The organism is Streptomyces sp. NPDC033165 (assembly GCF_055577965.1).
The window spans coordinates 23,072-45,992 of the sequence record NZ_JBVIPK010000021.1 but is presented as its reverse complement, the minus strand read 5'-3'; the positions used below and the strand labels follow the sequence as shown (position 1 = coordinate 45,992).

The 22,921-nt window shown below is 71.9% G+C and carries 19 protein-coding genes; 6 read left to right on the top strand and 13 right to left on the bottom strand.

The features are described from left to right. Window positions 1-4: 4 nt before the first annotated feature. From ACZ5WC_RS31590 to ACZ5WC_RS31575, 4 genes are all read right to left on the bottom strand, one after another. A complete protein-coding gene (locus tag ACZ5WC_RS31590) occupies window positions 5-2,005 on the bottom strand; it encodes an NAD-binding protein (protein WP_468544031.1) in 2,001 nt (666 codons plus the stop codon). A 100-nt stretch (window positions 2,006-2,105) separates the two neighbouring features. Then, window positions 2,106-7,130: a DNA repair ATPase gene (locus ACZ5WC_RS31585; RefSeq protein ID WP_468544030.1), complete on the bottom strand. Its 5,025-nt coding sequence runs from the start codon at window positions 7,128-7,130 to the stop codon at window positions 2,106-2,108. 109 nt (window positions 7,131-7,239) lie between these two features. After that, entirely contained in the window at window positions 7,240-9,369 is a 2,130-nt protein-coding gene (locus tag ACZ5WC_RS31580; protein ID WP_468544029.1) for a flotillin family protein, read from the bottom strand. A 196-nt stretch (window positions 9,370-9,565) separates the two neighbouring features. After that, window positions 9,566-10,243, bottom strand: a complete 678-nt coding sequence (locus tag ACZ5WC_RS31575) for a hypothetical protein (RefSeq protein WP_468544028.1) — start codon at window positions 10,241-10,243, stop codon at window positions 9,566-9,568. Window positions 10,244-10,657: 414 nt separating this feature from the next. Between ACZ5WC_RS31575 and ACZ5WC_RS31570 the strand changes: the two genes are divergently transcribed. Further along, window positions 10,658-11,731 (top strand): PucR family transcriptional regulator, encoded by a 1,074-nt coding sequence (locus ACZ5WC_RS31570; RefSeq protein ID WP_468544027.1) that lies wholly within the window; start codon window positions 10,658-10,660, stop codon window positions 11,729-11,731. A 118-nt stretch (window positions 11,732-11,849) separates the two neighbouring features. Here the strand turns inward: ACZ5WC_RS31570 and ACZ5WC_RS31565 are convergent, their stop codons facing one another. The 3 genes from ACZ5WC_RS31565 to ACZ5WC_RS31555 all read right to left on the bottom strand — a co-directional run bounded on the left by ACZ5WC_RS31565 (window position 11,850) and on the right by ACZ5WC_RS31555 (window position 14,258). Further along, window positions 11,850-12,305, bottom strand: coding sequence for a tellurite resistance TerB family protein (locus tag ACZ5WC_RS31565; protein WP_096632048.1), 456 nt, complete (start codon window positions 12,303-12,305; stop codon window positions 11,850-11,852). Between the two features lie 208 nt (window positions 12,306-12,513). Next, complete coding sequence (locus tag ACZ5WC_RS31560) at window positions 12,514-13,785, bottom strand: cation:proton antiporter (protein WP_468544026.1); 1,272 nt, start codon at window positions 13,783-13,785, stop codon at window positions 12,514-12,516. A 2-nt stretch (window positions 13,786-13,787) separates the two neighbouring features. Then, window positions 13,788-14,258 (bottom strand): cation:proton antiporter regulatory subunit, encoded by a 471-nt coding sequence (locus ACZ5WC_RS31555; RefSeq protein WP_468544025.1) that lies wholly within the window; start codon window positions 14,256-14,258, stop codon window positions 13,788-13,790. 170 nt (window positions 14,259-14,428) lie between these two features. Here ACZ5WC_RS31555 and ACZ5WC_RS31550 point away from each other — a divergent pair, with 170 nt between their 5' ends. Together ACZ5WC_RS31550 and ACZ5WC_RS31545 are read left to right on the top strand one after the other, a co-directional pair. Then, on the top strand, window positions 14,429-15,073 hold the full coding sequence (locus ACZ5WC_RS31550) for a dihydrofolate reductase family protein (protein ID WP_468544024.1): 645 nt from the start codon (window positions 14,429-14,431) through the stop codon (window positions 15,071-15,073). Between the two features lie 38 nt (window positions 15,074-15,111). Next, window positions 15,112-15,267 (top strand): hypothetical protein, encoded by a 156-nt coding sequence (locus ACZ5WC_RS31545; RefSeq protein WP_468544038.1) that lies wholly within the window; start codon window positions 15,112-15,114, stop codon window positions 15,265-15,267. A 12-nt stretch (window positions 15,268-15,279) separates the two neighbouring features. On the opposite strand, the gene ACZ5WC_RS31540 is transcribed toward ACZ5WC_RS31545, so the two are convergent. The 6 genes from ACZ5WC_RS31540 to ACZ5WC_RS31515 all read right to left on the bottom strand — a co-directional run bounded on the left by ACZ5WC_RS31540 (window position 15,280) and on the right by ACZ5WC_RS31515 (window position 20,140). After that, window positions 15,280-16,041 carry a 4'-phosphopantetheinyl transferase family protein gene (locus tag ACZ5WC_RS31540; protein WP_468544023.1) on the bottom strand — a complete coding sequence of 254 codons (762 nt, stop codon included), beginning with the start codon at window positions 16,039-16,041 and terminating at the stop codon, window positions 15,280-15,282. Continuing rightward, on the bottom strand, window positions 16,038-16,610 hold the full coding sequence (locus tag ACZ5WC_RS31535; RefSeq protein WP_468544022.1) for an anthrone oxygenase family protein: 573 nt from the start codon (window positions 16,608-16,610) through the stop codon (window positions 16,038-16,040). The genes ACZ5WC_RS31540 and ACZ5WC_RS31535 overlap by 4 nt, the downstream gene beginning before the upstream one ends. A 175-nt stretch (window positions 16,611-16,785) precedes the next feature. Further along, window positions 16,786-17,214: an acyl-CoA thioesterase gene (locus tag ACZ5WC_RS31530; RefSeq protein ID WP_096632037.1), complete on the bottom strand. Its 429-nt coding sequence runs from the start codon at window positions 17,212-17,214 to the stop codon at window positions 16,786-16,788. A gap of 12 nt (window positions 17,215-17,226) precedes the next feature. Further along, window positions 17,227-17,601, bottom strand: a complete 375-nt coding sequence (locus tag ACZ5WC_RS31525; RefSeq protein WP_096632036.1) for a YybH family protein — start codon at window positions 17,599-17,601, stop codon at window positions 17,227-17,229. Between the two features lie 43 nt (window positions 17,602-17,644). After that, window positions 17,645-19,138, bottom strand: a complete 1,494-nt coding sequence (locus ACZ5WC_RS31520; protein ID WP_468544021.1) for an FAD-binding protein — start codon at window positions 19,136-19,138, stop codon at window positions 17,645-17,647. A gap of 60 nt (window positions 19,139-19,198) precedes the next feature. Then, window positions 19,199-20,140: an AraC family transcriptional regulator gene (locus tag ACZ5WC_RS31515; RefSeq protein WP_468544020.1), complete on the bottom strand. Its 942-nt coding sequence runs from the start codon at window positions 20,138-20,140 to the stop codon at window positions 19,199-19,201. Between the two features lie 82 nt (window positions 20,141-20,222). On the opposite strand from ACZ5WC_RS31515, the gene ACZ5WC_RS31510 reads away from it, so the two are divergent. The 3 genes from ACZ5WC_RS31510 to ACZ5WC_RS31500 all read left to right on the top strand — a co-directional run bounded on the left by ACZ5WC_RS31510 (window position 20,223) and on the right by ACZ5WC_RS31500 (window position 22,921). After that, on the top strand, window positions 20,223-21,056 hold the full coding sequence (locus ACZ5WC_RS31510; RefSeq protein ID WP_096632030.1) for a Rossmann-fold NAD(P)-binding domain-containing protein: 834 nt from the start codon (window positions 20,223-20,225) through the stop codon (window positions 21,054-21,056). 87 nt (window positions 21,057-21,143) lie between these two features. After that, window positions 21,144-22,664, top strand: a complete 1,521-nt coding sequence (locus tag ACZ5WC_RS31505; protein WP_468544019.1) for an AMP-binding protein — start codon at window positions 21,144-21,146, stop codon at window positions 22,662-22,664. Further along, window positions 22,661-22,921 (top strand): acyl carrier protein, encoded by a 261-nt coding sequence (locus ACZ5WC_RS31500; protein WP_311120587.1) that lies wholly within the window; start codon window positions 22,661-22,663, stop codon window positions 22,919-22,921. The genes ACZ5WC_RS31505 and ACZ5WC_RS31500 overlap by 4 nt, the downstream gene beginning before the upstream one ends.

The window sequence follows — 22,921 nt, the reverse complement described above, 5'->3', positions numbered from 1 at the left end:
CGGCCTACTGCCTCGGCTGTATCGACCGCTGTCGGCGCAGGAGTTCCGCCAGCCCCCGGCGGGTCGCCGCGATCACGACCCGGTCCTGGGCGCGCAGCACGTACCCGGGGTGCATGTCCCACACCAGCCCGGAGGAGGGCTGCACCGCTTCGCCCTCCGGCGTGTACAGGGGGAGGGCGGCCAGGTCGGGGGCGCGGTCGGCGGGCGGGGTCGCGTCGATGGCCAGGACCCGCCAGGCGCCCGGCCGGAACGCCTCCTCGACCGTGCGGCCCTCCAACTGCGGGTGCCCCGCGACCTCCAGGGCGGCGAAGAGCATCACCTTGCGCTCGACCGGGATTGCGCCCAGGATCTGGCGGCCCATCATGGCGCCCGCGAACGACGGGGCGGCGAGGTGGGACACCGAGCGCGAGCGGGTGAGGGCCTGGGGGTGCGCGGTGCGCAGGGTGCGGTAGACGGCGGTGGCGAACTCGTCGTCGTACAGCCGCAGTGCCACCCTCAGGTCCGGCTTCACCGATCGCGCGTACAGGGTCGCTTCCAGGTTCGTGGTGTCGATACTGGTGAGGGCGAGGAGGGCGCGGGCGCGGCGGATCTTGGCCGCTTCGAGGACGCCTTCCTGGGTGACGTCTCCGATGACGGTCGGTACGTGCATGGAACGGGCCAGGGGGATGCCGCGGGCCGCCGGGTCCTCCTCGACGACGACCACCGGAATGTCCAGCTCACGGAGGCGTACGAGAACGCGCGTACCGATCTTCCCGAGCCCCAGCAGCACCACGTGACCCGACAGTCCGCGCGGTGGGCGGCGCAGCGAGGAGGCGGTGCGCAGGGTGCCGAAGGCCTCCAGGACGGCGGCGATCAGCAGCGGGAGCAGGAGGAGCCCGGCGACGCCGGACAGGAGCTGGATGATCTGCCGGGCCGCCGGTGCGTCCTCCGCCGGGTCGTTCATGCCCAGCAGGTCGAGCAGGGTCAGGTAGGTGGAGTGGATCGCGGAGTCCTCGGTGGTCAGGAGCGAGGCGATCACCAGGGCGAGCGCGGCGGCCGCGACGCCGAGGGCCGACCAGCGCAGCCTGCGCGAGAAGACCTGGGAGAGCGGGGCGCCCCGGCCGCCCATCCGGGTCGCGGGGCGGTCCGGGTCGGCCCGGCTGATCGCTTCGAGGACGATCGTGCCCCGGCCGGTCGCGGCGGCCACGGCAGCTTCGTCGGGAAGCAGTCGCGGACCTTCGTCCCCGCTGCTGTCGGAACCTTCCGAGCCTGCCGGGTCGTTGGTGGTGGAGGAGAGCAGGGCGAGGGTGCACAGGCCCGGGTCGGCCGTCTCGCCGGGGCGGGGCGGGGTGCGTTCGGCGGCGCGCAGGAGCAGGCCCTCGGCCTGGATGACCTTGCTGCTGCCGGTGAGGGCGGTGGCGGCGAGCGCGGGGGCCGCGGTGTCGGCGTCGGAGAGGACGGTGGTGGAGGCGTCCAGTAACGCCGGGTCGATGCCCGGCATGGCGACGGCCGCCGCCTGGTCGAGCAGCTCTTCCAGGTGGAGCCCGAGCTTGCGGTTGTAGAGCCGGATCACCAGCCGCAGACGGGGGTTGAGCCGGCGGGCGGTCAGGGCGGCCCGGATGTTGCGCTCGTCGTCGTCGTAGACGAGCGCGAGGGCGGCCGCCCGGTCGACGCCCGCCTCCTCCAGGACGTCGTCGGAGGCTTCGGGCGCCTCCATGATGCGGACGGCCTCGACCCCGGCGTTCGTGTCACCGCTGCCGCCTGAGCCGTTGCCGTTGCCCGTGCGGTTCATCGCCGCCGACATCCGGCCGAACAGGGCGGCCGCGCGCCCCCGTTGGGTCAACGGGGTCGCGGGGCTGTTCGCGTCACGGCCCGGGGGAAGGAGCAGGGTGACCCGCTCCCCGTAGACGTAACGCAGCTCCACCGCGAGCCGCCGGGCCAGGGCGTCGTCCCCGCAGACGATCATGTGGCCGGAGGACGGCGGAGTGGTCGGCGGCTGAGGAGGTGGGGGCACGAAACCCAGCATGCCGTGGTCCTTTCGACTCGGTCGTCCTCGGTCGTCCCGGTAGCTCTCTGCGCCGTTCCGCCGACTCCGCCTGCTCAGGCCTGCTGCTCAGTCTTCCTGATCAGCGCGGACTCCTGGTGATCTTCGCACGGTGATTCGGGGAGACGGGCTGGTCGTTCACCGGGCCCGCCGGCAGATGCCGGGGGTCCGCCGCCCGCTGGATCGCGGTCTCCACCGCCGCGATCCGGTCCGCGAGCAGTCCGAGTGCCGCCACGGCCCGGGTCATCGGGTCGCCGTCGGGGCCGCCGAGCGCCTGCGTACGGACGTAGGACGCGGTGATCGCGGCCCACCGCTCGGCCTGTTCGGCGGTGAGCGTTCCGCGCAGGGCGGCCAGCTTGAGGAGGTTCGCCTCGGCCCCGGTGGTGAGCGTCTGGGCCTCGCCCGCGTAGTGGTCGTCGATGACGGCGGACAGCTCGGCGTCGTTCATGACGGGGACGATCCGCTCCGCGATCTTGTTCATGTTGCGGTACGAGCCCTGGAGCCGGAACGGCGGCTCGGTGCGCGTGGCGTCCGTCTGCGCGGCCGAGGCGATGTACGCCGCGTTCACCGCGAGGACGGTGTCCCGGGCGGTGAGCAGATGGCGCAGCACGGCCAGGATGCCGTCCAGCTCGGCAGCGCTGTAAGGGTGTTCCAGGTGCTCCGCACGGGCCGTCGGGTCGCTGCCGCCCGCCAGCCGCACCAGCAGCGCCAGGTCGTCCCGGGAGCGGGCGGCCAGCGGGGCGAGGACGGGGTTGGCGGTCAGCGCGTTCTCCACGAAGCTCAGCGCGAAGACGTCCTCGCGGCCGCTGAGCACCTCGCCGAGGTTCCACACGTCGGCCCGGTTGGCCAGCATGTCGGGGATGCGGAACTGCTCGCCGGACTCCGTGTACGGGTTGCCCGCCATGCACACCGCGAACCGCTTGCCCCGCAGGTCGTAGCTGCGCGGCTCGCCGTCCCGTACGCCCTCGATGCGGCGGGTGGCGTCGCACAGCGGGATGAACTTCTGGAGCAGTTCGGGAGAGGTGTGCTGGATGTCGTCGAGGTAGAGGAGTGTGTTGTTGCCCGCCTCAAGCGCAAAGTTGATCTTCTCGATCTCCTGACGGGCGGTGGCGCTCGGAGCCTGGGCGGGGTCGAGGGAGGTGACGCCGTGGCCCAGGTTCGGGCCGCTGATCTTGACGAGGACCATCCCGAGCCGGTCCGCGACGTACTCCATCAGCGTCGTCTTGCCGTAGCCCGGCGGCGAGACGAGCAGCAGCAGGCCCTGCGAGTCCGTGCGCCGGTCGGCGTCGGCGGTGCCGAGCTGCTTGGCCAGGCTGTCGCCGATCAGCGGCAGGTAGACCTCGTCGAGCAGCCGGTTGCGGACGAACGCCGACATCACACGCGGCCGGTGGTCGTCCAGCCGCAGTCGCCCGCGCTCGGCGGTCACCAGAGAGGTGCGCAGCCGCTGGTACGTGCGGTAGCCGGGCACGGTGTCGGTGCGGAACTCGGCGGTACGGGCAAGGAGTTCGTCGATCCGTACGGTGAGGGTGCCGCCCGCGATGCGCGGGTGGTCGCCCAGGAGGCCCTCCACCCGCTCCGTGAGCGGCGCGTCGCACGCGTACCGCTCCAGCTCCGGACAGAGCTCCACCGCCACGGCCTCCGCCAGGTCGCCGTCCCCGAGCCCGGCGTCGGTGGCCTCCGCGTACGGGGCGAGCCAGCCCTCCACGAGCTGGCGGCGGGCGGCCAGGTCGTCGCCCAGGGCCGCCAGGTCCTCCGCGTACACGTCGGGGCCGGCCGCCCGGTGGAACCCGTCGAGGAACGCCCGGCTCGCGGCGGACCGCACGAACCCGGCAGGCCCGCTCGTCAGCTCCTCGAAGAGGTACGCGGCGACCGCCCCGGGCCGTGCCGCGCCGGACGCGGCGGGGGAGCCCGAGATCGCCGCCGCCCACTCCTCCTGGAGCGCGCCGATGGCCGGGGCCAGGCCGAAGGTGTCGCGGGCGCGGGCCAGCGAGACCGCCCGCCGCGTCCAGGCCGTGCGCTGCTCCGCTTCCACGCCGTACGCCCAGAACAGCTGGGCGGTCGCGCGCACGGCAGGCCGGTGGCGCAGCAGCCCCGCGCCCCCGTGCAGGCGCAGCAGCGCGCCCAGGACCGCGGTGGCGTCCTCGTCGTGGACACCGCGCGTGTACCCCTCGTCATACGCCTCGGCGGCCGACTCCCGCACCAGGCGGGACAGTTCGGTGCCGTCGAGCGATGCGAGGTGCCCGGCCCCGTGCTCGTCGAGCAGCCGGGCGGCCAGGTGTTCGGCGCGGTAGACGGAGGCGTTCTCCGAGGGGAGCAGCTGCTCCCAGTGCGGGCGGGTCGCGGCGAACGCCGGGTCGGTGACCGGGGCCCGGTAGTCCGTCCCGGTCAGCGCGAAGGCGAGGCTCTCGCCGGCAGGCACCAGCGTCAGGTCGAACGGCTGGGTGTTCACCGCGAACCGGTGGCGGCCCAGCTTGATCACGGAACCGCCGTCCGCGTACAGCTCGGTGCGGTCGCGCAGGGCGCGGCCCGCCTCCTGGCGGGCCGCCTTCAGCCGCCCGTCCAGCTCCTCCGCCCTTACGGGGTCGCCCAGTTCACGCAGTTCTCCGGCGGTCCGGCGGACCTTGGCGACCATCGGGTCGGAGGCGAAGTAGGTGTGGACGGCGTCGAGGTCCGCCAGCGCGGCCACCCGCCGGGCGATGGTGTCCAGCACGCGTTCCGCCGACCCGGCCAGCCGCTCGGCACGCCGCGCCCGCTCGTCCTGGAGGGTCTGCTTGCGCGCCGAGAACGCCTCGTACACCTCGGTGCGGCGCTCGGCCAGCTCGGCGAGGAAGTCGTCGAACTCCGCGAACCGCGACTCCAGGTTCTCCAACTGGAGCAGCAGGCGTGCCAGTTGGTCATCGCATGTCTCTGGGGTGTCGGCGGCGGCCAGCGCCCCCGTCACCGCCTGCCCGAGCAGCGCGAACTCGGCGGCGAACTCGGCCCGCCCCTCCTTCGACAGCAGCTCCCGGCGGCGCGCGTCCAGCGTGGCACGGGCCCGGTTGGCCCCGCCCAGCACCTCCGCGATCCGCTCCAGGATCGACGTGCGCACGGTGGCGTCGCCGATCTCCAGCCCGGCCACCACGTCCGTGACGGTGGCCAGCCCCTCCGTCATCGCGGACAGCCGGTCCGTCACCGCCGAGGCGTCCCGGACGGTCTCCAGCGCACCCGCGTCCTCGACGAGCCCCGCGATGTCCTCGTGGTACCCGTCGAACGCGTCCTCGCGGGCCAGGAAGGACACGGCCCGCTGGGCGGCCGACGCGATGTCGTCCTCGGTCCGGGCCGAGAGCTCCGCGATCCGTTCGGCATCGGCGTACCGCATCTCGCCGATCGTCGACAGATGCCCGTGTGCCTGCCGGAGCTCGGTCAGCCGCTCCACCCACGCGGCCGCCGACCCCGGCGCCTCGCCGCGCACCCGGCGCACCAGTGCGGTGATGTGTGCGGCGGTCTCCTCCAGCGCGTCGGCCGCCCGCCCGGTCAGCTCCTGTACGGCGGTGAACTCGGAGAGCACCTGCTGGGCCGTGGTCCGCAGCTCCGCCAACGGAGCTCCGAGCGCGCCCAGTTCGGGGTCGGAGAGCCAGTGGTAGCGGTCCTGGGCCCGGGCGCAGTCGGCGGCGAGCTGCCCGTACACGGCGGTCGTCGGCGCCATGTCCCGTACGCCGTGGGCCAGCGCGAGACAGTCGGAGATGCCGCGCACCAGGTCGGCGTTGCCGGTCCGGGCGAGCGGACCGGTCCCGGCGGGCCGGGACGCGGCGTAGGTGTCGGAGACGTACGGGGTCTGCCAGCGCTGCAAGGGGTGCACTCGCGCCGGACCGTCCGGGTTGTCCCGGAGCAGGATCAGCGTGCCGTCGTCGAGGAGCGCGTGCCCGCGCCCGGTGAGCGGGGTGGCGACCTCCTGGCGGATCAGGTTGTAGGGGAGGAGGAGGCTGCGGAGGCCGTCGCGGGAACGGAAGGCGTACAGCACGTCCTCGCCGTTGGGCGAGCGGACCGCGCCCTCGAAGACCGGATCGGTCAGCTCCTCGGCGGTGTCGAAGGTCTTCGCGGTGCCGGTGGTGAGGTAGTAGCCGCCGGGGAAGATGAGCCCCTGGTCCTCGGGGAGCCGGTGGCAGGAGGGGCCTATGCCGTCGAGCCGCTGGACGGTGCCGAGCAGCGAGTTGAAGACCAGGTGGCGCCAGACGGTCTCCTTGTACGGGCGCACCCGCAGCAGGACCAGCGGCCCGACCTCGGCGTACTCCACGTCCGCGTCGGCCAGCGACTGGAGGGGCTCGTCGACTGGCTCCTCGTAGATCCCGTCCGGCGACTCGGTGTCGTCGGTGACCTTGACGGTCAGCGTCCCGCCGAGCGTGTCGACGTAGAGCCCGCCGCCCTTGCCGATGGCGATGTGCGGGTGGCGCCCGGGTACGTGGGCCTCCCGCCCGGCCGCGGTCCACTCGAAGTCGTGCGAGGGAGGGAAGACATGGTCCCGCTCGCCCTGCGCGTCGAGGAAGGCCCCGGGCGACCCGTCCGCCCCCAGGGCCCACCGCAGGACCCGGATGTCCTCGGCGTTCTCGCCCGTACGGAACACGGCGAGGAGCCTGCCGCCCACGCGGCGCAGGCGCAGGAGGCGGGCGTCACGGAAGTAGCGGTGGAGCGAGGAGAACTCGCGGCGGAAGCCGTCGTCGTCGAGGAGCGTGGTGCGCGGCTCGCTCGCGTCGTCGTCCTGCGGCCCCTGCGACCCGTCCGGCCCCTGCGGCTCTTCCGGCCTCGCGTCCCGTACGAGGAGGACGTCCTCGACCCCGGCCTCGCCGCGCGCCCCCGGCCCCCGCTCGAACCCGAAGAGCAGCTGCCCGCCGACGGCGATGAGGTCACGCGGGACGGAGGGGTGCCCGGTGCGTACCCGCTCGGTGGACAGGAGCCGCAGCTCCGTCGAACCGAACTCCTCGGTCCGCCGTACGTTCAGCGCCTCGGCCCGCCGGACCAGCTCGGCGGCCTGCGCGCCGAGCCTTCGCCGCAGCACCTCGTAGGCACCGGCATCCACATCGCCCTCCCCGCCCTGGGGCGCGGTGGCGGTGGCGGTGATGTCGCTGTCCATGCGTACGGCTCCCTACGTGTTTCTTCCTGCGAATCCAGCCCGCCCGGCGTCTGAGGACGGAACCCTCGCCCACGGCGGGGCTGCCCACCGCGGACGAGGGTGAGATCGGCTACCCGAGCGCCCCGGCCCCGTTGCGGGAGGCGGCATCGGCGGCCGGAGCCACCGGCGTACCGTTCGCCAGCGACGACACCGGCAGATCGGCGAGACCCAGGTCCTTCGCCGCCGCCAGCAGCTGCTGCACCTGCCCCGACGCCGCCCCCGACGACGACCCCATCAGCCGCATCAGCAGCGCCGACACCGTCAGATTCTGCACATCGCCCGTGGAGAACGAACCCAGCACCCGGGTCAGGTCGTCCGTGAAGGAGGACGACCCGTCCAGCCACGGGCCGGCCAGTGCCTGCGCGGTCTGCGAGTTCTGCATGAACCCGTCCACGCCCTTGCCGAGCGAGACCGAGGAGACCAGCCGGTCGAAGAAGACCGAGTCGCCGCCGACGATGTCGATGTCGGCGTTCTCCAGCCCGGTCGCGAGGACCGTCGCCTGCGCCTCGGCGACCTGCCGCTGGACGTCCAGCCCGGCCAGCCGGATCTCCTTCTCCGCGTCCAGCCGGAGACGGTACTCCTCGTGCGTACGGGACGCCTCGTCCAGCGCCGCCATCGCGGCCGCCTTCTCCGTGAGCCCCGCGGCCTCCGCCTTCAGCTTCTCGCCGATGACCGCCGCGTCCGCGGTCGCCTGGGCCTGGGTGCCCTCGGCGTTGGCGAGCGCCTTGAGCCGGGCGCCCTCCGCCTCGGCCTTGAGCCGGGCCGCCGTGGCCTCGGCCTCCGCCAGACCGGCCTTCTCGATGACCTCCGCCTCCGCGTCGCGGACCTGGACGGCGGCCAGTCCGGGCGCGGCCGACTCGGCCTGCACACCTTCCGCGAGCCGCAGCTTGGCCTGGGCGTCGAGGTCGGCGGTCTTGAGCCGGGCCTCGGCGAGCGTGAGCTGCTCGGCCGCCAGGTGGGTGGAGGCCGCTTCCGCCGCCTCGGCCGCCTTGATGTCCTTGACCAGCTTCTCCTGGGCCTCCGCCTCGGCGGCGATGATGACCGACTTGCGGGCGCGCTCGGCGTCCTCGACGGCGCGCAGGGTGAGGATCGACTCCTCCTGCTCGGCGACCGTACGGTCCACCGCGATCCGCTCCCGGATGACGTCGGCGACCTCGCGGCGCTCGGCCTCGACCTCCTTCGTGGCGGCGATCCGGTTCAGCTCGGTCTCGCGCTCGCGCCCGATGACCTCCAGCATCCGGTCCTTCTCGATGCGCTCGCTCTCGACGGCGATGACCCGCTCGCGGTTCTTCTGCGCCACGGCGATCTCACGCGCCTGGTTCTCGCGCTGGATGCCGAGCTGCTCCTCTGTCCTGATGAACGCGGTCTGCGCGCCGAGCCGCTCCTCCTCCTGCACCCGCGCGGTGGCCGACTCCTCGCGGGCCCGCAGGCTCTCGACCTCGCGACGCTGCTTGATCTCCGCCTCGGCCTGCCGGCGCTCCAGCTCCAGGATGGTCTCCCGGGCGTCGACGTCCTGCCGGGTGATCTCCTTCTGCTCGGTGCGCTGGAACTCGTTGGTGCGCACGTGCTCGATCGCCGTCAGCTCGGTGATCTTCCGGATGCCCTGGGCGTCGAGGATGTTGGCGCCGTCGAGCTGCGCCATCGGGGTCTGCTCCAGGAAGTCGATGGCGGCGTCATCGAGGTGGTAGCCGTTCAGGTCGGTCCCGATGACCCGGATGATCCGGTCCCGGAACTCCTCGCGCTTGGTGTACAGGTCGACGAAGTCGAGCTGCTTGCCGACGGTCTTGAGGGCCTCGGAGAACTTCGCGGAGAAGAACTGCTGGATGGCGTCCTTGTCGCTGGCCCGTTCCGTACCGATGGCCTGCGCGACCTTGATGACGTCCTCGACGGTCTTGTTGACCCGGACGAAGAAGGTGATCTGGATGTCGGCGCGGATGTTGTCCTGGCAGATCAGGCCCTCGCGGCCGGCGCGGCGGATCTCGATCGTCTTCACCGAGATGTCCATCGTCTCGGCCTTGTGCAGCACCGGAAGGACGACGGCACCGGTGAAGGTGACGTCGACCTTCTTGGTCTTGGAGATGATCAGCGCCTTGCCCTGCTCGACCTTCCGGAACAGCCGGGTGACGACGAAGGCGATGGCGATGACGATGAGCAGGACAACGGCGATCATCACGCCGATGCCCAGAGAGATGGCATCCATAGAGAGTCCTTGGCGGCTGGTTGGTACGGAAGTGGCTTGAGGAGGGGCCTGCCGGCGACGGGTCACCTGCGAGCGGTCAGGTGTGACCGTCCACCTGCGACGGAGCACCTGCGGCCGGTCACCGGACAGGGCGAAGGACGCCGTGCGGCGGAGCGGTACGGCGATGTGGTCGGGGCCGGGGACGCCCCGGCCGGGGTCAGCCGTTCGCCCTGTCCGGTGACCCGTGCGGTCTCGCGTTCGGACCCGGGTCGAGCGCCGCGTCGTAGGGCGAGACCCAGAAGAACTCGCCCTCCTCGTCGTACGCGTAGAGGAGCCCGGTGCCGCCCTTGACGAGCAGCGCGTCCTCGGCGCTCGGACCGGGAAGCCGACGCGGCGGGCCGGCCAGGCGGACCTGTACGACGGCCGTCGATCCGTCCCTCGACGTGACCTCGGCCTGGCCGAAGTCCGCGGTGACGGAACCGGTACGGATCGTGCAGACGCTCCCGACGAAGTCGAGCCGCGATGGCGGAGGTTCCGCCGGGAAGAACCGGCGGAAGCGGTGTACGAGGAGGCGGACGGCCGCCCAGGAGACGATCAGCGACCCGGCGAGTACGGCGACGGCGAGCACGGCCCGGGCTGCGCCGCCGGTCCCGCTGTGGTGCAGCAGGACCGTACCGGTGAGGCTGCCGAACCAGGAGAAGAGGACGAGCAGGGAGACCGAGACGGAGACCGGGACCCCGCCCAAGCCGACCGGACCGGTGTCGAGGTCCGCGTCGAAGGAGTCGTGGCCCGCGGCCCCGGCCAGCACCAGCAGCCAGAAGAAGATGACGACGATCAGAGCGGCACCGAAGATGACGGCGGGGAATCCGAGTGCCGCGCTCAGGAACTCGTCCATCGGTCCCGCCCCCTAGCGGTTCTGCGCGCGGGCCTTGAGGCGCTGCGCGTCCGTGATTCGGCACGGGGGCGGTGTGCGGCGAGCGGCCGGCAGTCGGTGGGAGGGGGTGGGGCCCGGACGCTGCGGCGCTGCCTGAAACATGCCGCAGCGACCGGGTCGTTCCCCTCAGGTTCCCCCGTCGAATCCCCCGTTGGACTGTCCGAGGGGGGCTCCTGGCTTCCCCCGTTCCCCGTTTCCCCCGTGCTCCCCCGTGTGTTTCCCCCGTGGTGTTGCTGACCTGATCCTGTCATCCTCGGGCCGCCCAACGCATTGCCGGGTTCCGGCAATCTTTATGCTTCCCTGATGCCGGGCACCGGCATCGCCCCCTGTGCGTTGGGGAAACGACAGGACTGTTGCAAGGCTGAAGGAGTGTGCGTGGCCGAGCCGAGGATTCCCGAGGAAATGCTGGGCAACTATGCCCACATTCTGGGCGAAGTGGCCACCACCGGCCGTCGACTGACGCGCGAAGAGCTGGAAACGCGCCGGGCGCTGGGCCGGGAAGCGGCGGATGCGGGGCATCAGCTGAGGGCGTTGGTGGCGATGCATCTGGCGCATACGCGCGTTGCCTGGCCGAGCGCCGCTGCCGGAAACTCCCCTGCCGTGACGGACGCCGTGCTGGCCGCGGTGGAACAAGCGGTCGATGCGTTCGCCGAGGGCTTCGAGCGGGCGCAGCGGCTGACGGTGCGCCGGGAGGAGGCGGCGCGCCGCGAGTTCATCGACGACCTGCTGTACGGGCGCAGCGACTTGGCCCGACTCGCCGAGCGGGCCACCCGCTTCGGCCTGCGGCTTTCCCGGGCGCACGCGGTCGCGGTGGCCACGGGCCCGGAGGCGTACACGGAGACGGACGTGGTGCCGCGCAGGGTGGAGGCGGCGCTCCTCGCGCGGTTCAGCGGGCGCAAGATCCTGCTGACGACGAAGGACGGCCGGATCGTCTGTATCGCCCCGGGCAGCCAGCCCGACGTCCTGCGCTACTTCGCCAAGCAGTCGCATGCGGCGACGGACGGCGGCCGGGTCGCGATCGGCCGCCCGCACAAGGGTCCCGGTGGGGTGGTCCACTCGTACGACGAAGCGCTCGAAGCGCTGGACCTGGCGGACCGGATGGGCATGACGGACCCCGTGCTGTACACCTCGGACCTCCTGGTCTACCCGGTGCTGACCCGGGACCGGCAGGCGATGGCGGATCTGGTGCGCAGTGAGCTGGGCCCGCTGGAGAACGCGCGGGGCGGCGCGGAGCCGTTGCTGAACACGTTGGCGGTGTACTTCGACGCGGGCTGTGTGGCCGCCGAGACGGCCCGCCGACTGGCGCTGAGCGTCCGGGCGCTGACGTACCGCCTGGAGCGCATCCACCAGCTGACCGGTTCCGACCCCGCGGACCCGGTGCACCGCTACAGCTTGCAGACGGCGGTGATCGGCGCGCGCCTGCTGGACTGGCCGGCGAAGGAGCTGTGAGGGGCTCCGGCGACCCCGCGGGGACAGGGGCCGCCGGACCTGGCCGCGGAAGTTCCCAGGCCCCCGGGGGCTCTGGGGCCTCTGGGGCCTCTGGGGCCTCTGGGAGCTCTGGGAGCTCTCAGAGGTCGAACTCGTGCGGCGGCAGGTCGAGCGCGAAGCAGGCCTCCCGTACGACGGCCCGCTCGGTCGCGTCGAAGTCACCGTCGGCGCCGCCGATGACGATGCCGATCTGTACGACGGCACGCGCCTCGGCGGGCTTCTTCTTCGCCTTGGCGACCTCCTGGAGGACGCTGACCTTGCCGAAGTCGAAGTCGGCGGTGAGCTTGTCGACGTAGTCGTTGAACCGCCGCTGGAGGTCGTCGGCGGGGAAGTTCTGGAGGACGTCATTGCTCGCGATGAGCCCCGCGACGCGCTGGCGCTCGGCCGGGTCGATGGAGCCGTCGGCGGCGGCGACCAAGGCGCACATGGCCATGCTCGCGTCCCGGAACGACCCCGACTTCAGCTCGTTCTTCTTCGCCTCCAGCTGCGTCTGCATCGATGAAGCGGATTCCTTGATGCGATCCCACAGAGCCATGACATCTCCCTACGTTCTGGTGCAACTTCGGAATAAAGGCAACTCTACAGACGTGTAGAAGTTAGCAGTCGGGACGGTCCGACGGCCGGTGAACCGGTGGCTCTCCCCCACCGAGCGAAAGGTTTCGGACACGGCAACAGCCGGTCGGAAAAGCCCTGATGGGCATCCGACCGGCCGTGGTGAGGCGCGGGGTCGCGGAGGAGAGGGGTTACTCGCGCGTCTCGCCCGCCGGTTCCGGCGTGAGGTCGTCGTGCGTCGGCATCAGGGGCTCGGGGGCGGGCTGCGAGGCGGGCTCCTTCCCCGCGCCGCCCGAGTCCTTGCCGCCGCCTCGCCGGGCCTCGATCCTCGCCGCGATGGGCTGCGTCCACCGGGCGGTGAGCGGGCCGACGATGACGAGGATCAGGACGTACGCGGTGGCGATGGGCCCGATGCGCGGCTCGGTGGCCACGGCGAGCCCGGCGATGACGATGGAGAACTCACCGCGCGCCACGAGGGTGCCGCCCGCCCGCCAGCGGCCGCGCGGGCCGACCCCGGCGCGCCGGGCCGCGTAGTAGCCGGTGGCGATCTTGGTGAGCGTGGTGATGATCGCCAGCAGGGCGGCGGGCAGCAGCACCGGCGGGATGTCGGCCGGGTTGGTCGAGAGGCCGAAGAAGACGAAGAACACCGCGGCGAACAGGTCGCGGAGCGGGGTGAGCAGCTTGCGGGCGCCCTCGGCGACCTCACCGGAGAGCGCGATGCCGACGAGGAACGCGCCGACGGCGGCGGAGACCTGGAGCTGCTGGGCGATCCCGGCGACCAGGACGGTCAGGCCGAGGACGACCAGGAGCAGCATCTCCGGGTTGTCGGAGGAGACCGCGCGGCTGATGAGGCGGCCGTGGCGCAGCGCCAGGTAGAGGACGAGGCCGACGGCCCCGAGCGCGATGACCAGGGCGAGGCTGCCGCCGGCCAGGCTGACCCCGGCGAGCATGGCGGTCAGCAGCGGCAGGTAGACCGCCATCGCCAGGTCCTCCATGACGAGGACGCCGAGGATGACCGGGGTTTCGCGGTTGCCGAGCCGGCCGAGGTCGGTCATCACCTTGGCGATCACGCCGGACGACGAGATCCAGGTGACCCCGGCGAGTGCGACGGCCCCGACGGGACCCCAGCCGAGCATGAGTGCGGCGATGGCGCCGGGTGTCGCGTTGAGGGCGAAGTCCACGGCCCCCGAGGGGTACTGCGTCTTCAGGCTGGTGACCAGCTCGGACGCGCTGTACTCCAGCCCCAGCAGCAGAAGCAGCAGGATGACGCCGATCTCGGCGCCGACCATGGTGAATTCCTCGCTGGCCTTGAGCGGGATCAGTCCGCCGTGCCCGAACGCCAGCCCGGCGAGGAGGTAGAGGGGAATGGGGGAGAGCCCGATCCGCCCGGCGATCCGCCCGAGGAGCCCCAGCCCGAGGATGACGGCTCCCAGCTCCACCAGCAACGCAGTCGTGTCATGCACGGTCAGCCCTCCGCAATGATCTCGGAGAGCGCGTCGACGCCCTCACGCGTTCCGACGGCGACGAGTGTGTCCCCGATGGCCAGTCGAAAATCCGGTTCCGGCGACGGGTGCGCGCTGTGCGTGCGCAGCACCGCCACGATGGACGCCCCGGTCCGCGTCCGCGCCCTGGTCTCCCCGAGCAGCCGTCCGCCGTACGGCGAACGGGACCCGAGCGGGATGTGCTCGGTGACGAGGTCGATGCCCTTGGTCCGTACGGCGTCGATGGGCGCCGGGTCGATGAGGTGCGCGAGCGCGGTGGCCTCGTCCGTCGTCAGGGGGACCGAGAGCCGGCACGCATCGGGGTCGTCCTGCTCGTAGAAACCGATGAACCGGCGTCCGTCGTGGTGCACGACGACCGAGATGTGCTGGCCCGTCTCGGTCGTGAAGTCGTACTGAGCACCCACTCCGGGCAGGGACGTGCGGCGGGTTCCCATGGCTTCCTCCCGAGACGTGCGGCGGTGTGCGCGCACCTGGTGTTCTCCTTGTCCGGCCATGACTTTATCGGGCGGCCGAAAGCTGTCGGCCGGTCCTGTTCGACCGATGAGTTCTCCGCCCCCGGCACGTCGTGGCGTTGTCGTCGACCGCACAGAAGCAGGAGGAACACATGGCCCAGCTGCTGAGAGTCCAGAACTTCACGGTTTCGAGCGATGGGATCGCCGCCGGTGAGGACCAGACGCTGGAGCGGCCGTTCGGCCACGTCGACCCCGGGCGGCTCTTCTCCTGGGCGGGCGCCACGGCGAGCTGGCCGATGCGGTCGGATTCCGGTGGCAGCCGCGGCCTGGACGACTACTTCACGCGCGACTTCGCCCGCAACATCGGGGCGGAGATCATGGGCCGCAACAAGTTCGGCCCGCAGCGCGGCCCTTGGGAGAACCACGAGTGGCGCGGCTGGTGGGGCGAGGAACCCCCCTTCCACACCCCGGTGTTCGTCATGACCCACCACGAGCGTCCGTCGATCACGCTGTCCGACACGGTGTTCCACTTCGTGGGCGGCGACCCGGCCGCGGTCCTGGACCGGGCGCGCGAAGCGGCGGGTGACAAGGACGTCCGGCTCGGCGGGGGCGTCACCACGATCCGCGAGTTCCTCGACGCCGGTCTGGTGGACACCCTGCACGTGGCGGTCTCCCCGGTGAAGCTGGGTACCGGGCTCCGCCTCTGGGACTCGCCCGAGGAACTGCTGGACCGATACCACCTGGAGGCCGTACCGAGCGCGAGCGGGGTGACGCACCACCTGTTCTGGCGAAGGTGAGGCCGCCGAGCACCGCACTCGTGGCCACGATGCGGCAGATGCCCAGGAGCATTCGACCCGAGGCCATCCCCACGATGGCGGGCCTGGTCATCGCCGCGGGCACGGGGCTGAGCCCCGCCCTGCGGCGCAAGCAGCACGGGGACTTCTCCACCCGCGTGATCACCGGCGCGCTGGCCAAGGCGGAGGCGGGCTGAGAGGCCGGGGCCTCACTCGTTCCGGGCCGTCTCCGTGGGTGCCGCGGAGGCGGCCACGCAGACCCCGATGCGGAAGCCCGAAGGCGCCTGCGGTGCGTGGCAGGTCCAGCGGGCGGGGTCGGGGACGTGCGGGGTCGGGCGCAGCGCGAGTCCGCCGCGGCCGTCCGGGCCCAGGGCGATCTGCCGGAACGGCAGGCGTACGCCGAGGCCCACTGCCTTGGCGTACGCCTCCTTCACCGCCCACAGCTGTACGACGGCGTCGCGCCGCCTGCGGCCGGCCAGCGGTTCCACGTCGGCGCGTTCCTCAGGTGAGAGGCATTTCGTGACGAGGCGCCGGACACTCTCCGGGTCGTCCAGGGCGTCGCAGATCTGGACGTCGACGCCGACCGTCCGACCGCGGGTGAGCCCGATCAGGCACACGCCGCCCGAGTGCGACAGGCTGAACTCGATGTCCGACGCGAACCGGGGATGGATCGCGGGTTTGCCGATCGGTGAGAAGACGAACTCCCACTCTTCCGGCGCGACGGGGGCTCGCCGGGAAAGCTCGGTACGCAGCAGCCACCGGGTGTACTGGAACGCCCGGCGGTCCGTGTCGAGAGCGAAGGCGTCGGCCCGGCGCAGTTCGTCGTGCGACAGCACGGCCCGCCAGGTGTCCTCGGCGGGAGCCTCCGCACCGTCCGGAGGGTGGGCCCGGCCCATCACGGTCATCACTCCCGGGAGGCGGGGGGCAGCGAGCCGGTGTCCGTCGTACGGCGGGGAGGCGAGCGGGATCACGTCCGTGTTCCCTCCGCGCTCGGGTGGACGCCGGTCGGGCGGTCGGGTGCGTCGAGGCCGCCGGTCTCCTGCGACCGCTGGCCTCCGTACACGACGAGCGCCCAGAGCAGGCAGACGAAGGCCGCGGTGTGGAGGAGGGCGCGGACGATGTTCCAGACCACCCACTTGGTCTCGAAGTCCGCGCGGACGGCGGCCAGGTCCTTGATGTCGTCGGGGGCGCCCGCGTTCGCGAGCTGGAGGTTCAGGGGGGCGCTGGCGCCGAGGGTGACCAGGAACGCCACCACGTACAGGACCAGTGCGGCGACCAGCCAGGGCAGCGCGAGCCGGCCGTGGCCCTGGCGGGCCAGATACACGGAGAGGCCGAGGAGGGGGATCGATCCGAGGAAGGGGAGGATGAAGACCGGGTTGAGGATGGCCATGTTGATGGTCTGCATCGTCTCGATGAGCGTGCGGTCGGCCGACCGGGCCAGGCCGGGCATGACCCCGTAGGCGAAGGCCGCGAACAGTCCGGCCATCAGTCCGGTGGAGAGAGTGGCGGCGAGCAGAGCGCCGGTCTGGAGGCTTCTCATGCTGCGTCTCCTTTATGTGCTCGAAGGCGTGCTCGGCGGCGTGCTCGACGGTCTGTGGGGGCCCCGACGGTCTGTGGGGCACGGCCTCCGGTCGGCCCGTCGCGGGCGTTCTCCGGGAGCCGTGCCCCACGTCTGCCGTCGCCTGGCGCAGTCGCCGAGGCTCACCCGTGGTCGCTCAGGTGGCCGGCCCGAGCAGGTCGGGCTGCTTGGCCAGTTCGCGCAGCTTGCTGCCCGGGTCGGGAAGCAGGCGGCGCGTTTCCAGGTCGAGCAGGCCGATCACTCCCTCGACCCGGGCGACGGAGATTCCGTCGGGGGTGTGGAAGCGCTGCGTGAGTTCGAGGAGCTTGCCCTGCCCACCGGTGATGGCGCAGCCCACGTCGACCTCGTCCCCCGCCCGCAGCTCGCGCTGGAACCGGATGGTGGCCTTCAGGAGTACGGGGCCGATGCCGGCCTCACCCAGGACGTCCGGGGTGAGGCCGGCGGCTTGCAGGAACTGCCAGCGGGCGTGCTCCGCGTACTGCATGTACACGGCCTGGTTGAGGTGGCCCTGCCGGTCGAGCTCGTAGGCCCGTGCCTGGATACGGACGCTGAACGGATTCTCCATGCCCACTCCCTCTCAGGCCCCGACCGGATCGTCGAAGAGGATCCGCCAGGTGCCGTCGGGCTGCTCGCGGGAGACCACGGTGCCCTTTCCCCGGAGGTCGACCGGCGTGCCGGTCTCGTCCGTCCCCACGAGGTGCCAGTCGGCGTGCGTCATCGCGATGCCGCCGGATCGCAGCACGCTGGTCACGGTGATGTCGGCTCCCGTGATGACGCCGAACATCTTCTTGAGGGAGGCGGCGACGGCTTCGAGCCCCACCTCATGGGTGCCGTCCGGCGGGGTGACGAGAATGCCGTCCGGCTCGAACAGGTCGAGCATGGCCTGTGCGTCGTTGGCGTTGAAGGCCGCGGCGATGAGGCCGGGTATGTCTTCCGGGCGCTGTGCCGGCATGCGAGGTCTCCTTACTGGAGGTACAGGGCGGGCTCGGGAGCGGTCAGCCGAAGATGCCCTGGCCCGGCGTGAGGATCGCGGCGGGGTCGTACAGGCGCTTCAGGTAGGTGAGCTCGTACCAGCGCTTCCCGTAGTGGGCCTGCCAGTCGGCACGGGTCATCGAGGGCACCGCGCCGACGAGATAGCGCTTGGCCCCGAGCTCGACGGCGCGGTCGTAGAAGCGGCGGTTCTGCGACAGCAGGCCGGGGACGTCCGGGTGGTTCGGGGCCGGTATCCGGATGAGACTGACCTCGAAGAAGGCGTTCGTCGTGCACCTGGGCAGGACGAAGTTGGGCCGGGTGAGCGGCCGGGGGCTCATCGGCGAGATGCGGACGGGGCCGGGGCCCATCTGGGTCGCCGTCAGTTCGCCGAGGACGGTGTCGAGGTAGGCGGGGGTCTTGTCGGTACCGACGAACATCATGAGCCACGGCTTCTTGCTGCCCCAGAACCCGGCCTCCTTGAGGGCCGCCCAGTTCGGGTCGAAGCGCAGCAGCCAGTCGCGGAACGACAGGTCGGCCGTCGGGCCCGCGGTCGCCTGGGGCGAGAGCACGGACTGCAGTCCGGCGACGTCCGGCTGATCGGGCGCCGAGTAGAAGATGCCGAGCGCGAGCCGGTAGGTCCAGCCGCCGCCGGGCTTGGGATCGGCGTAGCCGTTCTGGTCGCTGACCACGCCCGTCCGCATGACGGTCAGCGAGTCCCGCAGGAAGGCCGCCCGGTCGGTGTAGGTGAACTCCAGCGAGCGGACGTGTGTCTCCGCCGGGACCAGCCTGACACCGGCCCGCACGATGATGCCGTACTGGCCGCCGCCCACGAGGACGGCCTCGAACAGTGCACGGCGGTACGTGCGGGAGCAGGTGACCAGATGGCCGGTGCCCGTGACGACCTGGAGCCACTCCACGGTGTCGGCCTGCGAGCCGTAGCGCTGGCTGGTGCCGCCGAGGCCGCCGACGCTCAGCGTTCCGCCGATCGACAGGTGGGCGAAGTCGTTGTAGACGGGCAGCGTCTGGCCGGAGTCGAGCGCTTTCAGCGCCAGCGTCGACCAGGTGACACCCGCGTCGACGTCGGCGATGCCCCGCGAGATGCTGTGCACCTCGCCGAGCGGCTTGGGGTCGATGGCGATGCCGCCCTCGACCAGGGCCTGGCCGTAGTGCGAGTGCGACTCGCGGTCGTCGGCGCCGGTCCCGCTCTGGCCGTTGACGGCCACGGGTATCCGGTGGTCGTGGGCGTAGCGGACGATCTTGCGGATGTCGTTCACCGAGCCCGGGGTCAGGACTGCTCGGGGGCGGCGGGTGAACATGTGGCCGAAGTCCTCGGTGAACGCCGACGGATCGGCGGGGAGGACGAGCGTGCCGTCGAGGGCGGGTACCTGGCTGATGCCTGACGTCGAACCGGGGGCGGTGGCCCACGCGCGGGCCTGGGGGTCCCACCCCAGGACCGCGGCGCCCGCTCCGACGACCAGGCCGGACAGGATCTTCCGGCGTGAGAGCTCGGTATGCATGCCTTGTTGGTACGCCCGTGGGTGCAAGGAGAACGCAAGGCGGCCGCCCGCCCCGCACGCTCAGTGCGCGGGTGCGGCGCTGCGGTGCTCCTGCGGGCTGATGCCGTACACCCGCTTGAACGCCGAGCTCAGGGCGAATCCGGTGCCGTAACCGACCTGCCGGGCCACGGTGTTCAGGGTGGCGTCGGACTGGCGCAGCAGGTCCGCGGCCAGGGCCAGACGCCATTCGGTCAGGTAGGTCATCGGGGGTGTGCCGACGGTGCTGCGGAAGCACTGGGCCAGCTTGGCCCGGGACACGCCGACCTCGGCGGCGAGCCGTTCGAGCGACCAGTCGTTCGCCGGGTCCTGGTGGAACAGGCGCAGTGCCTCGCCGGCCACCGGGTGGGCGTGGGCCCGGTACCAGGCCGGGGCCTCGGTCTCGGGCCGGTCGAACCACGCCCGCAGTACGGAGATGAGCAGGGTGTCCAGAAGACGGTCGAGGACGACGCCCTGGGCGGGCCCCTGTTTGGTGACCTCGCCCGCCAGTACGGGGATGAGAGGCGAGTCCCAGGTGTCGGCGGAGACGACCAGCAGCGGCGGCAGTACGTCGAGGAGGCGCTGCCCGACGGCGCCGACCTCCTCGTACACGCCGAGCAGCATCTGCACCGGCCCGTCGGGGTTGCTGCCCCAGGTGCGTACGCCCAGCGACATCCGCTCGCGCAGCTCGACGCCCTCGGGCGTGACGCACTGCTGGCCGGGATGGACGATGACCTGCGGCGGGGTCGCCGGCTCGTCGCTCATCACGTAGGGGTCCGGCCCGCGGACGATGGCGACGTCACCCGGGCGCAGCCGCACCGGCTCGCCGTGGTCGGGCTCGACGTGCGCCTCGCCGCTGAGCATGACGGCGAGGCAGAGCGGTGACTTGTCCTGGACCCGGATCGACCAGGGGGGGTCCAGCACGATGCGGAGGAGGAATGCGCCGCTGGCCCGCGGCCCTTCGAGTAATCCTGCGAGTGCGTCCACCCGCCCAACATTAGACGACTGGACATGGATCTAGGCATCTCAACCATGGACCGTCCAGATTGCTGCCGTTCAGACTGCTTGCATGACGACAAACGAGCACACGACGTTGGTTCTCGGCGGTACCGGCCGGGTCGGCCGCCGAGTCACGAAGAAGCTGATCGACCGCGGTGTGAACGTGCGGGTCGGCTCCCGCGCCGGGAAGCCCCCGTTCGACTGGGAGGACCCCTCGACCTGGGCCGACGCCGTCACCGGCGTCCAGTCCGCCTACCTGATGTACTACCCCGAGGTCGAGTGGCCCGGCGCGGGCGACGCCATCGGCGCCGTGGCCAAGCTGGCCGTCGACGCCGGTGTCCGGCGCCTGGTCCTGCTGTCCGCCCGCAACCAGGAGGAAGCCGTCCGGTGCGAGGACGCCGTGACGAGCCTCCCGGTCGAGTGGACGATCGTCGCCCCGGCCTCGTTCAACCAGAACTTCGACGAGGGCGTCTTCCTGGAGCCCCTGCGCCAGGGCGTGCTGGCCCTGCCCGCCGGTGACAACTCCGACCCGTACGTCGACGCCAACGACATCGCCGATGTCGCGGTGGCGGCCCTCACCGAGGACGGCCACGTCGGCGAGCGCTACGAGCTGACGGGTCCCCGGCTGTGGACCTTCGCCGAAGGTGTCGAGGAGATCGCCCGCGCCACCGGTCGCTCCCTGCGCTACCAGCCGATCACCCGGGAGCAGTTCGCCGACGCCATCGTCGCCGACGGCGCCCCGCGTGATTTCGCCGAGCCGCTGGCCACGCTCATCTCCGAGTTCTTCGACGGCCGCAACAGCTCCCTGGCCGACGGCGTCGAGCGCGCCCTGGGGCGCAAGCCCCGCGACTTCGCGGACTGGGTGGCCGAGGTCGCGCCCACCGGCGTGTGGGACGCCGCCTGACGTGAACCGGTGATGCCGCCGGGCGAACACGGGTGGCGGGGGCGGGCCTTGCGCTGATGTTGCGGGGCCGCCCGCACGATGCCGGAGATGAAACTTACCCGGCTCTGGACCTCGTTCGCCCAACAGGTCGATGCCCGCCCCGATGCCACGGCCCTCGTGGCGAAGGGCGGGCACGTCTCCTACGGTGAGCTCGCCGACCTCGTGGCCGACGCCTCGCACCGACTCGACCGGCTCGGTACGACCGGCGGCGAGCCGGTCGGCGTGCCCGCCACGAAGACACCCCGGACCATCGCCCTGGTGCTGGCCTGCCTGCGGCGGGGTGTTCCGGTGGTGCTGCCCTCACCGACCCTGCCCGCCGCCTCCCTGCAACAGCTGTTGGACCGGGCGGGATGCCGACACGTCATCCACGCCGATGACGGCGGCTCCGCCCCCGTCGGCGCCGCCCCGGCCCCGGCCGCTCCCCACGGCCCCGACGACATCGCCTTCGTCCTCACGACGTCGGGATCGACGGGCCTGCCCAAACTGGTGCCGCTCAGCGCGGGCGCCGTCGAGCGCTTCGCCGACTGGGCCGCCGTGCAGTTCGACCTGGGCCCGGGCGCCGCCACTCTCAACTACGCCCCGCTCAACTTCGACCTCTGCTTCCTCGACGTGTGGGCCACGCTCCACCACGGCGGCACGGTCGTCCTGGTCGACCCGGCCGCCGCCACCAACGGGCGCCACCTGCTCGACGCCATCGACGACAACGCCGTCACGGTCGTCCAGACCGTGCCGATGACGTACCAGCTGCTGGTCGATGCCGCGGGTGACCCCGGCCGGAGGCTCCCGTCGGTCCGGCACGCCATGTTCACCGGCGACCACATGCCCACCCGGTATCTGGCCCGGCTGCCCGAGGTGTTCCCCGACAGCCGCTTCTACAACATCTACGGCTGCACCGAGACGAACGACAGCTTCCTGTACGAGGTGGACCGGAACGCGGTTCCGGCCGACGGTGTTCCGCTCGGCACACCGCTGCCCGGCGTCGAGGCGGTCGTCCTCGACGATGCCGGTGCCGTGGTCACCGGGCCGGGCCGGGGAGAACTGATCGTCGCCACGCCGTTCCAGGCCGCCCGCTACCTCGGTGCCGACCCGCAGGCGCCCAACCCCTTCGTGGACGCCCCGGTCGGCCGCCCTCCGGGCTCAGCGGCCCGCTTCTACCGGACCGGCGACATCGTGCGCCGTGACGGCGACGGCATCCTGCGCCTGGAGGGACGCAACGACCACCAGGTCAAGGTACGCGGTACGCGGGTGAACACCTCGGCGGTCGAGCAGGTGCTGCTCGATCACGACGAGGTCGCCGAGGCCGTGGTCCTCGCCGTCCCGGACCCGGTCGCGGGCCACGTGCTGCACGCCGTCCTGCGCCGGGTGCCCGGCGCGGCGGTGGGGGCGCTCGGCCTGCGCCAGCACTGCGCCCAGCACCTGCCCACGGCGGCCATCCCGTCGACCCTCCGTCTGTCCGAGGCCCCCTTGCCCCGCACCTCCACCGGCAAGGTCGACCGCCAGTCCCTCGGCCCCATCCAGCGCCCGCCCCACTCCGGGGCGGCCGCCACCCGAAAGGAATCCATACGATGAACCACGAGAACCAGGTCAAGACGTTCCTGATCGAAGAGTTCCTGCCCGATGTCCAGGCATCGGAGCTCGCCACCGACTACGACCTGCTCACCAACGGCGTCGTCGACAGCCTCGGGCTGCTCAAGCTCATCGCCTGGATCGAGACCGAGTTCGGCGTCACCGTCGACGACGCGGCCCTCGACCCGGACAACTTCCGCACCATCGACGCCATCGGCGCCTTCCTGGCGCGGGCGTCGGTGCCGGCCGAGGCGAGCTGA

Coding starts and splice junctions, on each gene's coding strand:
- ACZ5WC_RS31590 (WP_468544031.1), bottom strand. CDS start 2,005: ATGCTGGGTTTCGTGCCCCCACCTCCTCAGCCGCCGACCACTCCGCCG.
- ACZ5WC_RS31585 (WP_468544030.1), bottom strand. CDS start 7,130: ATGGACAGCGACATCACCGCCACCGCCACCGCGCCCCAGGGCGGGGAG.
- ACZ5WC_RS31580 (WP_468544029.1), bottom strand. CDS start 9,369: ATGGATGCCATCTCTCTGGGCATCGGCGTGATGATCGCCGTTGTCCTG.
- ACZ5WC_RS31575 (WP_468544028.1), bottom strand. CDS start 10,243: ATGGACGAGTTCCTGAGCGCGGCACTCGGATTCCCCGCCGTCATCTTC.
- ACZ5WC_RS31565 (WP_096632048.1), bottom strand. CDS start 12,305: ATGGCTCTGTGGGATCGCATCAAGGAATCCGCTTCATCGATGCAGACG.
- ACZ5WC_RS31555 (WP_468544025.1), bottom strand. CDS start 14,258: ATGGGAACCCGCCGCACGTCCCTGCCCGGAGTGGGTGCTCAGTACGAC.
- ACZ5WC_RS31550 (WP_468544024.1), top strand. CDS start 14,429: ATGGCCCAGCTGCTGAGAGTCCAGAACTTCACGGTTTCGAGCGATGGG.
- ACZ5WC_RS31545 (WP_468544038.1), top strand. CDS start 15,112: ATGCCCAGGAGCATTCGACCCGAGGCCATCCCCACGATGGCGGGCCTG.
- ACZ5WC_RS31535 (WP_468544022.1), bottom strand. CDS start 16,610: ATGAGAAGCCTCCAGACCGGCGCTCTGCTCGCCGCCACTCTCTCCACC.
- ACZ5WC_RS31530 (WP_096632037.1), bottom strand. CDS start 17,214: ATGGAGAATCCGTTCAGCGTCCGTATCCAGGCACGGGCCTACGAGCTC.
- ACZ5WC_RS31525 (WP_096632036.1), bottom strand. CDS start 17,601: ATGCCGGCACAGCGCCCGGAAGACATACCCGGCCTCATCGCCGCGGCC.
- ACZ5WC_RS31520 (WP_468544021.1), bottom strand. CDS start 19,138: ATGCATACCGAGCTCTCACGCCGGAAGATCCTGTCCGGCCTGGTCGTC.
- ACZ5WC_RS31510 (WP_096632030.1), top strand. CDS start 20,223: ATGACGACAAACGAGCACACGACGTTGGTTCTCGGCGGTACCGGCCGG.
- ACZ5WC_RS31505 (WP_468544019.1), top strand. CDS start 21,144: ATGAAACTTACCCGGCTCTGGACCTCGTTCGCCCAACAGGTCGATGCC.
- ACZ5WC_RS31500 (WP_311120587.1), top strand. CDS start 22,661: ATGAACCACGAGAACCAGGTCAAGACGTTCCTGATCGAAGAGTTCCTG.